Origin of the sequence: Pseudoflavonifractor sp. An184, assembly GCF_002160305.1 — a bacterium.
Lineage (GTDB): Bacteria > Bacillota > Clostridia > Oscillospirales > Oscillospiraceae > Lawsonibacter > Lawsonibacter pullicola.
Genome location: NZ_NFKI01000077.1, coordinates 1 through 11607, shown reverse-complemented (window position 1 = coordinate 11607; position 11607 = coordinate 1). Strand labels below are relative to the sequence as shown.

Below are 11607 nucleotides of genomic sequence, written 5' to 3'. Positions count from 1 at the left end.
ACCTGGCACGGCGCTGAGGCGAAATCCCGCAATCCCTTGACACGCCCCGCTCTGCGGGGCGTTGTGACCGGGAGGTGGGCGCTTTGCGACCACCTCCCTTTATCCTCGTTCTAAAATCGAACGCCCCTGGTTTCAGCAAAACGGTCAGAAGCAGGGGGCAGAAGAATCTATTTCAGAGAATAAAAATTCGCCGCTGAAATGAAAATATGGAGTTCTCTGAGCTTCGGTCTTCCGTCCTCAACCTTTGCCGACAAGGGCCGCACAGCGGCGGCATTCTTGCTTGTTGGGTCACGGCTCCCCTGTACCCCAATCGTCTCACACGAGGCCGCACATGGGCGACACGGCGGGATTCTGATTCTTGGTGCGCAGGGTATTGCATTTCCCTTTTCTCTGCAGATTAATTAGGTCCAGGCCTCCTCTCGGAGAGGGCACGGTAGTCATCTTTGTTTTCAGAGGTGCATTCACCTCCTCACCTTTATTGTGAGTGAACTGCGGCCACACTTGATGGGGCTGCGCTGCATAGTGCAAGTCAAACACGCCCGCTCCCTTCGACCGTTTGGACGGCTTTTATTCAGTCTCCTGAACCTGTTACTCCTTCCAGAGAAGCAGGCATTTGGGAAGTATTCGGAAAAAACCGCCCAAACGACTGCCTGAGCCGGGTGCTCTATGGATGCAATTATAAGGTTTTGTGCGGTGCGCTCATCCCGGGAAAGACAGTGCTGTTTTGTATGTATAAAATCACAGACATAAATTGTGCATATTATATAGAAAATACCTTTCTAAAATACAACATTTCTAAAATCGGATTATTTCCATACAACTTCATCGTATTTTTTTAAAAATCTATTGCATCCCAAAAAGCTCCCATGATATAGTACACACACTGGAAGAAAGTAGTGCCTTACATGCGGAAAGCATAAATTTTATAAAAAAGGAGAGGGAAAAAATGAAAAAGCGTTTCCTTAGCATGTCTCTTGCATGCGCCATGACGATTGGGCTTCTGGCCGGCTGCGGAAACGGCGCCACCAGCAGCGGAGGAGGCAGTTCTGCATCCAGCGGCGGAGATGCCAGTTCCACCGGTGGAGGGGGTGCTTCTGCAATCAGCAACAGCTGGAAGGTGACCTGCCCCTGGGCCCCCTCCGGCGTAGCCGCCATGGTGAGCCAAAAGGCCGCCACCCTGTCCCCCACTTACTCCGACTCCATTTCTCTGGTGGCCGAGGCCATTGCCGGCGACGCCGCCACCGTCAACACATGGGTCCTGGACACAGAGGCCAATGATCCCGAGCTGGTCTTTGTGGGCGAGGGTCTGCTGTCCATCACCTCCACCATTGACCCCTCGAAAATGCAGTTTACCGAGGACGATTTTGTCTTTGTGGAGAATCTGTACTCCTCCATCTTTGTTCTCTCCGCGGATGCCGAGCTGAACATCAACACGCTGGACGACCTGGAGGCCTATGTGGATGCGGGCAACTCGGTCAGCGTGGCCGTCAACGGAGCGGTCGGCTCCGAGGCGTTCCTGGCCGCGGCTCTGTTCGGCTCCATGGACGCGGACCTGAAGCTGGTCCCCTATCAGTCTGCTGCCGAGGCTGCTCAGGCGGTAGCCAGAGGCGAGACCCAGTTTGCCGTCTCCCATCAGTCTCAGATCCTGGAGAACTACCAGCAGGGCGGCGTCACCGTGGTGTGCGCCTTTGATGAGAAGGCCATCGAGAACGGTCCCTTCGCCGGCGTGGAAGGCGTAGGCGAGAAGGGTTATCCCTACTTCCGCAACCGCTGCTTCATCATGGCCCGGGCCGGCACCGACGAGGCCGCGGTCACGGAGCTGAAAGAGCTGTACGACGCTATTCTGGCGGATGAGGAGATGGTCTCCTGGCTCCAGGACACCATGCTGCTGGAGGTAGACCCCATGACTCAGGAGGATGTAGATGCCCACGTGGAGAACGTGAAGAACATCGTCAACGAGTACAAGGATATCGTAGTCGGCTGATCCCGAAACATAGGGAGGAATGGGATGGGATTTAAGTCCGCCCATTCCTCCCTTTTATCCCTGTCTGTGTCATATTTGTGTTTATGGAGGTCATGCCAACCATGAAAGAGAACTTCTTGGATCGGTTTTACGCGCGTCTGGATACTTTGGGGGAAAAGCTTCAGACAAAAGAGCTCCGAATCCCCGTGAACATCACGGCGGGCGTGGTATTCTTTTTGTTTGCACTGTTCATCCTGGCCGTCATGCCTCAGCAGGTTCCAATTTCCGAGGGGGACGCCATCAACGGGCGTTCCTTCCCCACCCTGCTGATGGCGGTCATGATGCTGTGCTGCGCAGGACTTGTCCTCAAAGACGTCTATAAAATCATCACCAAAAAACCCATTGAGTGGAAGGTCATCAACCTCAATACCGAGGTCAAGGCGCTGGTCATTTTTATCATACTGCTGATCTCCTTTTTCCTGTGCATCGTCACAGATCTGTTTGTGGTGGGGAGCATCTTCTGCTGCCTTGGCTTTTTGATCTACTTCCGCTGTAAGAAGCCCAGCTATTATGCCATTACCCTCGGGATCGCCGTGATCATCTGGGTTGCGTTCCGGTTTGGCCTGGGCGTGGAATTTTAAGGAGGTGGCGGAAATATGATGGAATATGTCGGCCCGGCAATGGGACTGCTCTTTACCCTGGAAAATATTATCTGGATCAACCTGGGGGTCTTTATCGGAGCGATTTTTTCCGCGATTCCCGGCTTGACAGTCATCCTGTGCGTCACCCTGTTCCTGCCTGTTACATACACCATGTCCGCCATTCCCGGCATGATGTTCCTGCTGGGCATCTACTGCGCCGGCGGATACGGCGGCAGCGTCTCGGCCATTTTGATCAACACGCCCGGCACCCCCCACGCCGCCGCCACCATGCTGGACGGCTATCCCCTCTCCCAGAAGGGGCGCACCAAGGCGGCCTTGAAAATCGCCCTGGAGGCCTCCACATTCGGTGGAATCTTCTCTGCTCTGGCGCTGCTGTTCCTGGGGCCCCAAGTGGCCAAGATCGCCGCGCAGCTGGGCACAGCCGAATATTTTATGGTCTGCCTCTTCGGCCTGACCATCATTGCCGGCGTCTCTGGCAAGAGCCTGGTGCGGGGCATCATCTCCGCCTGTCTGGGCCTGCTGATCGCCTGCGTGGGCTCTGACCCCATGACCGGCTACGACCGCTTCACCTTTGGCAGCAACAGGCTGTATCTGGGGCTGGACCTGGCCGTGTGTCTGATCGGCCTCTTTGCTCTGGTGGAAATTCTGAGCAAGGCTGAATCCCGGGCAAAGGCGCAGAATATGGACACCTCCAAACTGAAGGACGACGGCCGGATCACCAAGGACGAGTATAAGCGGATGTTCCTCCCCACCCTGATATCCTCTTTCATCGGCGTGATGGTGGGCATCATCCCGGGCACCGGGGCCTCTGAGGCCTCCTGGTTCAGCTACAATACCGCCAAAAACATGTCCAAGCACCCGGAGGAATACGGCCACGGCTCGGTAGAGGGCATTGCCGCCGCCGAGTCGGCCAACAACGCGGTCACCGGCGCCACCCTGATCCCCCTGCTGACCTTGGGCATCCCCGGAGACGGCACAGTGGCCATCATGCTCTCCGCCCTGATGATCAACGGCCTGAATCCCGGCCTGAGCCTGTTTACCACCCAGGGCGACATTATGTACGCCATCATGATCGGCCTGATCGTCATCAATATCTTTATGCAGATTCAGGGACAGCTTCTGACCCCCTTCTTTGCAAAGGTCGTCTCCATCCCGGAAGAGATTCTGACTCCCATTATTGTCATCTTCTGCTTTGCCGGCGCCTATTCGGTCAATGAGAATTACTTTGACGTGGGGGTGGCCCTGGTCTTTACCGTCCTGGCCTGGATTCTGCGCAAGATTGACCTGCCTCCCGTCCCCATCCTGCTGGGCCTGGTGCTGGGCAAGATGACCGAGACCAACTTCCGCCGGGCCCTGCTGGTCTCCGACGGGGACCCCAGCATCTTCTTCAGCAGCATCTACTGCAAGATCTTTGTGGTGCTGATCATTGTGGCCCTGGCTGCCATCATCCGTGGAAAAATCAAGGACCGTCAGGCCGAAAAAGCGGCCCATGCTGAATGAGGAGGACTTTGGAATGCCCTATAACATCGTATTCTATTTCACCGACCAGCAGCGCTGGGACACCTGCGGCTGTTTCGGTCAGCCGCTGAATATCACCCCCAATCTGGACCAGCTGGCCCAGGAGGGCGTAAAGTTTGACAACGCGTTTTCCCCCCAGCCGGTGTGCGGCCCCTGCCGCGCCCTGTTCCAGACCGGCAAATATCCCACTGAGACGGGCTGCTTCCGCAACAACATCATGCTGCCCGGCAATATCAAGACGCTGGCCAACTACATCGAAGATGCGGGCTATGAGACCGCCTATATCGGCAAGTGGCACCTGGCCAGCGACGGCGAACTGGAGAAGCCGCCCACCATCGACCACACCATCACCGCCATTCCCAGGGAGCTGCGGGGCGGCTACACGGGCTTTTGGCGGGCCGCCGACGTGCTGGAGTTCACCTCCCACGGCTATGACGGGTTCGTATTTGACGAAAACAACAACCGCATTGATTTCAAGGGCTACCGCCCCGACTGCATCACCGATCTGGCCCTGGAGTTCTTCGACGCCTACGACGGGAAAAAGCCCTTCTTTATGACCATTTCCCAGATCGAGCCCCATCACCAGAATGACCATAACCACTACGAGGGTCCCATCGGCTCCAAGGAGAAGTACAAGAACTTTGTCCTGCCCCACGACCTGGAGGTGCTCAAGGGCAACGCCGCCGAGGAGTACCCCGACTATCTGGGACAGTGCGCCAGTCTGGACGAAAACCTGGGACGGCTGGTGGAGCGCCTGAAACAGGAGGGGCTGTACGGCAACACCGTCATTATCTTTGCCTCCGACCACGGCTCCCACTTCAAGACCCGGAACACGGACAACCACCTCAACGGCTACGACGATTACAAGCGAACCTGCCATGACGGGGCCCTCCATGTGCCCCTGGTCATTGCAGGCGGCCCCTACAAGGGCGGCATCGCGGTGGAGGAGCTGGTCTCCACCGAGAGCCTTCCCAAGACCATCCTGGCCCTGGCCGGCGTGGACGTGGGAGACGCTATGATCGGGGAGGATCTGCTTGACGTGGTGGAGAAAAAGGACCATAATAGACCCAACCAGGTGTTCGCCCAGATCTCGGAGAGCCGGGTGGGCCGCTGTGTCCGCACCGCGGACTACCTCTACTCCGTCTACGCCCCCGGCGTCAACGGAGGCGAGGCCGCCGCTTCGGACCTGTATGCCGACGACTTCCTCTACGATCTGAAGGCAGACCCCTGGCAGCTGAACAATGTGGTGGCAGACCCGGCCTATGGCGCGGTCAAGCAGGACATGCGCGCCCGGCTGCTGGACTGGATCGAGAAGGCCGAGGGAACGCGCCCCACGATCGTCGATTGAGGAGAGGGTTTGTTTGGCGGGAGCGGGCAAAAAAACGGAGCAGGTCTATCAGTGGCTCACGGCCTACATTGATGAGATGAAGTTTTCCGGGAACCTGAAGCTCCCCTCGGAAAACGCTCTGTGCAGGCGGCTGAATATGAGCCGCGAGACCGTGCGCTCCGCGCTAGACCAGCTGGCCCAGGAGGGTGTGATCCAGAAAGTAAAGGGGAGCGGGACGTACGTCAACAAAGAAGTGGCCCTCTCCCGGGAGCTGGGAACCGGATCGGCGCCCCTGAAGATCGGTTTGATCCTGCAGGGCCAGGATACCGACGCAAACTCCGAACTGCTGGAGGGGATCAAAAGCGTGCTGCCCGCCGGGCAGGTGGACCTCCGGGTCTTTTTTACCGACAACAAGTTTGCCAATGAGCGGCGTTGCCTGCAGACAGTGGTCCATCAAAATTTTCAGGGCTTTATTGTGGACGGCGTCAAGGCCAGCATGCTCAACCCCAATCTGGACTGCTACCGCGAGATTTACCGCCGGCGCATCCCCGTCATTTTTTACAACAACTACTATAAAAATCTCCGCTACCCCTGGGTCATCGTCAACGATAAGGAGTGCGCCGATCAGCTGGTCGGACTGCTGATCCAGGCGGGGCACCGCCAGATCGCGGGGATCTTCGTGTATGACAACTACCAGAGCATCGAGAAGTTCCAGGGGACGGCCGCCGCCATGCTGAAGCGCGGGGTGGAGTTCCAGGACGACTATATCAAGTGGTGCGTGTCCGACGAGGCCCATGATCAGCGGTTTGCCCGTTCCATCGACCGCTTTCTGAAGGGGCTCCCCAAATACACCGCCATCGTCTGCTGCAATTACATGATTTACCGCCTGGTGCGCCAGGTGCTGGAGTTGCAGGGGAAGCGCGTGCCGGAGGACTGCTCCCTGGTCTGTTTCGACTACTCGGGAAAGGACTGGGAGAAGGAGCGGATCACCTGCTCGGTCCATCAGGGACGGAAAATCGGCGCTCTGGTGGCCACCCGGCTTATGACCATGATCCAGCGCAAGGACTGCGAGGACAAAAACTACACCTGTGTGCTGAAGCCCAAGATTTACATTGGAACTTCCATTCGGAAAGTTGAATAAAAAGAAACGCGCTCCGCGGGACAGACAATGTCCACGCGGAGCGCGTTTTCTGTTTGGTTTATTGGTGCAGGAGCACCTGTGCCGCCCGCCGGAGTCTGGGCAGGGCATAGTCAAAAAAGGTGCGGAACGCGGGGCAGTAATAATTGCCCCCCTCCGGGCCAAGAGCGGTCCAATCCCGGCGGCAGCCCCCCCGGCAGATGGCCTGATACGGACAGCTGCCGCAGGCCTGGGGACGCAACTGCCCTTGCAGCAGGAATTGCCGGCTTTTCTCCCCATTGAGGGCCTCCTCGACACTGACCGTGTAAATGCTGCCCAAGTTCCAATCATCCAGCACAAAGAAATCACAGGGATACAAACTGCCGTCCCCCTCCACCACCAGGTAGCTGCCGCAGGCCCCGGCGGCGGCACAGGTGCTGGGGGGCATCCCGGCCAAAATGCGCAGGTAGTCGTCAAACAGCCGGATGCTGACGTACCGCCCCGCCTCCAGATCCCGGTACCAGGCGTCGAACAGTCCGCAGAGGAACTTCCCGTAGCGGGCCGGAGGGAGGGAGTAGGGCATGCCGCCCCGGGGCGCGTCCAGCGGGTCCAGACAGGGGATGAACTGCAGCGGGTGGTTTCCCAGCTTTTTTAAGGACTGATACACCTTTTGGGGGCTGCGGGAGAGCTGATTGGTGACAACACAGAGAAGATTGGTCTCCACCCCCGCCCCGTCCAGCAGGGCCAGCGCCCGGACTGCCCGGTCCCAAGTTCCCTTCCCGCGGGGGTCGACCCGCAGCGTATCGTGGAACTCCCGGGCCCCGTCCAGAGAGAGCCCCACCAGGAACCCATGCTCCCCCAGGAAGTCCGCCCACTCCCGGTCCAGCGTCATCCCGTTGGTCTGTATGGAGTGGGTGATGCGGAGGGAGGACGGGCATATCTGCCCCTCCAACGCCAGAAAGGAGCGGTAAAATTCCAGCCCCGCCAGTGTGGGCTCCCCCCCCTGGAAGGTGATCTGCATAGAGCCCTGCGCACCCACGGCCTGGACACTGGCGGTGAGGAGACGGCGTGCGGTCTCCTCGGTCATCCGCCCCATGTTCTTTACCTGTCGGCTGTCTGAGACATCTTCATAAAAACAGTACCGGCACCGCAGATCACACAGGCTGGAGGCCGGCTTTACCAAAAGTGTGAGATGTTCCATAGTCACCCTCCCAGCAGGTTCCGGACGATATTGAAGATGGCAATGGCCAGCACCAGAAGCTGCACACCATTAAATGCACGCTCCACCGCCTGCTCAGAGCAGCGCTTGTTGAGGCTGGCGCCGATAAAGCCGCCCGCAATGGCGCCGATGACCATGGCCGGGGCCACCGACAGATCATACACCAAAAACCCGGTGGACAGGGCTACCGTCCCCAGCTTGGAGATCTGGGCAAACAGAATGGTCATAAGGGAACAGACCGTGGCCGCCTTTGTGCCCACAGAGTAGAGGTAGATGATCAGCGCCACGTTGATGGGGCCGCCTCCGATGCCCAGGAAAGAGGAGCAGATCCCCAGGAAGCAGCCCACCGCCAGGGAGACCGGGATGCCGGAGAGCTGATGTCCCCGGATATGGGCCTTGTTCCGCATGTAAAAATAGACGAGTAAAATCAAAATGGCCAACATTGCGTTTTGGATAACCGTGACAATCCCTTGGGCCTGGAGCGCCTCCACAATGGCCCGCAGCATCTCCTGCCCTATATATCCGCCCAGCACCGAGCCCAGGGCCAGCGGCACCGCGATTTTGTAAGGGATCTCCGCCTTGGCCAGAATCTGCTTTCCAATGGAGACGACAGACATGGAAAAGACGGTAATGGACGACAGCACCCCAATGGTCTCCACATCGAAGTGGTGGAGCACATCCATAAGCGGCTTGATGATCACGCCGCCCCCCATTCCGGTCAGGGACCCCACCGTGGTCGCGCCAATGGCGATGAGAAAATATAGTATGTACAGCACGCCGACAACCTCCAACTGTTTTTTGAAAGGCGCCCTTCTTCAGCCAAATTCAGTATACCAGCTATCGTCTCAAATGGCAAAGCATTTATGGCGTCGCGGAAAATATGCCGACTGCTGTTGTGGGCAGAAATTGGAGCGTTGAAGGCAGACTTTCTCGACAGCCTTCTATATAAAATTAGGTCTCTTTGTTTATCGCGGCACAGATTTGGGCTTTCACTTTGACCCAAATCCTGACCCAGGTTGCTGAAAAGCGCCGTGGAGCAGAACTCACACAACCCTCCGGGTTTTGGCCCATTTCAGGCCGTAAAGCGCACGAAAAGCGTTGAAACGCAGCGAATGGACAAACTGACAACAGCTCATAACCCGGAGGTCGGAGGTTCAAGTCCTCCTCCCGCAACCAGAAATCCGCTGGAATCGCCTGATTCCAGCGGATTATTTTTGTTTTCTGCAACTTTTTCGCGAGGTTTATTTTGGGTTTCTGAATCTGACCCAGATTCTGACCCATACGGAAATTTTTCCGGACTGGAGAGGGCTATAAACTGCCGGAGAGAACGTGTTCCATGGCCTCCGCCGCCTGCCGCTGGGCCGAGGTGGTCACGTGGGCGTAGGTGTCCAGGGTGAACCCGGCGCTGTAGTGGCCCAGCATGCCGGAGACGGTTTTCACATCCACTCCGTTTTGCAGGGCCAGGGTTGCGAAAGTGTGTCTTAAATCGTGGAACCTGACCCTTGGCAGTCCCGCCCGTTCCAGAACCCGGTGGAGCATGTGGAGCACGCTGTCCGGGGACATGGGGCCGCCTGTGGGGCTGGGGAACACCCAGTGACTATTGCCCACTTTCTTTTTCTGCTGCTCCAGAACGTCTATCGTATCCTTTGCCAGAGGCAGGGTGCGGTAGGCGTTTTTTGTTTTCAGGGGGGCCTCCACCATCTCTCCATTGATGCGGGCAATCTGCCGTTTTACCCGGAGGTCGCCTTTCTCCAAATCAAGGTCCTCCCACTTGAGGCCCAGCAGCTCTCCCCGCCGCAGGCCGGTGGCCAGCTCCACGTAGTACAGCTCGAACACACCGCTCTCTTTCGCCTCCCGCAGAAAAGACGCCAGCTGCTCCACCGGCAGGGTTTTCATCTCTCTGTGCTCCACCTTGGGCAAGGCGCATCCCTCGGTTGGGTCTGCAACGATGAGCTTCTGTTCCTTGGCCAGCTTCATCGCCGAGGCAATGATCTGGTGGAGGTTCCGCACAGTCTTAGGGCTTAGCCCCTTGCTCTGTTTCTTGCTCTCGATGCGTTCCACTCTGCCGCTGCTGAGCAGCTTCTTGTAGAACTTCTGTAACTCCAGGGAAGTGAGTTTGCTCAGAGAGATCTTCCCGATGTTGGGCTTGATGTGATTGTCGATGTAGCCCCGGTAGGTCTGGTGGGAGGAGGGCCGAACCTTTACCTTGGCGTAGTTCTCGAACCAGATGTCCATCCACTCTCCCACAGTGTACTGCTTTGATCTCACCGGGTCGATTTGCTTGGCTTCCTCAATAGCCTGCTTCAGCTTGGCCCGGGCCTCCGCCTGGGTCCGACCCAGGACGTTCCGGTAGATAGCCTTGCCCGTCTCCGGGTCGTGACCGGCGGTGTACCGGCCCTCCCAGCGGCCGTCCTTCCGTTTTCGGAGGTTCCCCTCCCCGTTGGCTCTGCGTTTTGCCATAGCCCTCACCATTCTTCCGGGAGGGCAGTCAGACTGCCGTCATCCTCGTCCAGTGCCTCGATTGCTACCCGCATCCCCAACCGGAAACCCAGGATGAAGTTCTCCAGGGCCAGGGTGCTGCCGATCTCATTCTCTGCGTTGAGGAGCCGCAGGAGCATGGTTTTCTCCTCTCCTTCCAGCAGAGCGGAGAGCTTCTCCTCGTATTCCTCCGCCTGGTCCATGGCCTGCTGCAGTGGAGAGCCTGGGGTGATGTCCTGCTCGTTGGGTGTGATTTTCCCGAAGTACAGATCTTCCAGTATGTTTCGCATGTGTGTCGCCTCCTTTGCAACGACACACGATACCACAGAAATGGGAAATAGCCAGGGCTGTGGCGCAGAGTTATCAAACAATTCACACTTTTTGCGGCGTTTTTTCCTTGTCTACGGCATTTCAGTTTCCAGCTCTGGGCGAGATTTTCTCTCTTTGTTTAGGCGGCGCAATTTTTGAGATACCCGAAGCATTGCTGTGCACAGCGTCGGTGAAAAAGCTGGGAACCTTTTGGAACCTCTGGATTTCCTCAAATCTACGACCACCTGAAATCCGAAAAGCCGGTTCAGCGACCACCTAAGCTTGCGCTGCGGCAAAATCCCGCAATCCCTTGACACGCCCCGCTCTGCGGGGCGTTGTGACTGGGCCGGCGGCGGTTTACCGACGCGGTCCTTTATCCTCGTACTAAAACCGAACGCCCCTGATTCCAGCGAAACGGCCGGAACCAGGGGCAAAAAAATATTTTTTCCAGGAATCAGAATTCGCTTCAAAAATGGAAAATACGGAGTTCTCTGGGCACTAACTTTCTGTTCCCACCTTTCGCCCACAGGGGCCGCACAGCGGCTTTATGCCGACGCTTGTTGGTACACGGTTGTCCTGCGCCCAAGCGCCTCACACGCGGCCTCACAGGGGCAACGCACGGCGGGACCGCGCTCCCTGTCCTGCCAGGCACCCTGGCTTTTCTTTTCTCTGCCGATAAAGTGGGTCCGGGCTTCTGCCCGGAAACTGCGTTGGCGGCCGCTTGCGGCAAGCCAGACGCTCTGCTTGCCCCACCCAAGGGTGGGTAAAATTGCTTCCCAGGCCAGCTTTCGGCAGCGGACTAAGCAGTGCTTCCTCGTACAGGTTTTGAACCATAAAACGCAAGAGGACCGCCCATCCCATAGGGACAGGCGGTCCTGGGTTACATCAAGTCCGTCAGGACAGAACTTGGGCGCTCAGCGCCAGTTCTCATTTCCGTTGTTCTTGGTGTAGTCGTGGCTGTTGGCCGTCTCCATGATGGAGTAGTACGCCCAATGGGAGGGCTTTACATCCGGG

At 57.6% G+C, this 11607-nt stretch carries 9 protein-coding genes; 5 read left to right on the top strand and 4 right to left on the bottom strand.

All coding sequences use genetic code 11. From position 1 onward, the window contains the following. Nucleotides 1–946: 946 nt before the first annotated feature. The 5 genes from B5F19_RS15480 (at nucleotide 947) to B5F19_RS15460 (ending at nucleotide 6611) form a co-directional block, all read left to right on the top strand. Nucleotides 947–1984 carry a tripartite tricarboxylate transporter substrate-binding protein gene (locus B5F19_RS15480; protein ID WP_242972842.1) on the top strand — a complete coding sequence of 346 codons (1038 nt, stop codon included), beginning with the start codon at nucleotides 947–949 and terminating at the stop codon, nucleotides 1982–1984. Between the two features lie 101 nt (nucleotides 1985–2085). Next, entirely contained in the window at nucleotides 2086–2604 is a 519-nt protein-coding gene (locus B5F19_RS15475; RefSeq protein WP_087292232.1) for a tripartite tricarboxylate transporter TctB family protein, read from the top strand. 15 nt (nucleotides 2605–2619) lie between these two features. Continuing rightward, on the top strand, nucleotides 2620–4125 hold the full coding sequence (locus tag B5F19_RS15470) for a tripartite tricarboxylate transporter permease (RefSeq protein WP_087292229.1): 1506 nt from the start codon (nucleotides 2620–2622) through the stop codon (nucleotides 4123–4125). 13 nt (nucleotides 4126–4138) lie between these two features. After that, on the top strand, nucleotides 4139–5491 hold the full coding sequence (locus tag B5F19_RS15465) for a sulfatase-like hydrolase/transferase (protein WP_087292226.1): 1353 nt from the start codon (nucleotides 4139–4141) through the stop codon (nucleotides 5489–5491). A gap of 13 nt (nucleotides 5492–5504) precedes the next feature. Next, nucleotides 5505–6611, top strand: a complete 1107-nt coding sequence (locus tag B5F19_RS15460) for a GntR family transcriptional regulator (protein WP_242972841.1) — start codon at nucleotides 5505–5507, stop codon at nucleotides 6609–6611. A gap of 58 nt (nucleotides 6612–6669) precedes the next feature. On the opposite strand, the gene B5F19_RS15455 is transcribed toward B5F19_RS15460, so the two are convergent. The 4 genes from B5F19_RS15455 to B5F19_RS15435 all read right to left on the bottom strand — a co-directional run bounded on the left by B5F19_RS15455 (nucleotide 6670) and on the right by B5F19_RS15435 (nucleotide 10574). Beyond that, nucleotides 6670–7788, bottom strand: a complete 1119-nt coding sequence (locus tag B5F19_RS15455) for an anaerobic sulfatase maturase (RefSeq protein WP_087292219.1) — start codon at nucleotides 7786–7788, stop codon at nucleotides 6670–6672. 2 nt (nucleotides 7789–7790) lie between these two features. Continuing rightward, nucleotides 7791–8582: a sulfite exporter TauE/SafE family protein gene (locus B5F19_RS15450; protein ID WP_087292216.1), complete on the bottom strand. Its 792-nt coding sequence runs from the start codon at nucleotides 8580–8582 to the stop codon at nucleotides 7791–7793. Between the two features lie 532 nt (nucleotides 8583–9114). Continuing rightward, nucleotides 9115–10266, bottom strand: coding sequence for a site-specific integrase (locus B5F19_RS15440; protein WP_087292210.1), 1152 nt, complete (start codon nucleotides 10264–10266; stop codon nucleotides 9115–9117). A gap of 5 nt (nucleotides 10267–10271) precedes the next feature. Then, nucleotides 10272–10574, bottom strand: a complete 303-nt coding sequence (locus B5F19_RS15435; RefSeq protein WP_087292207.1) for a DUF6809 family protein — start codon at nucleotides 10572–10574, stop codon at nucleotides 10272–10274. Nucleotides 10575–11607 lie beyond the last annotated feature (1033 nt).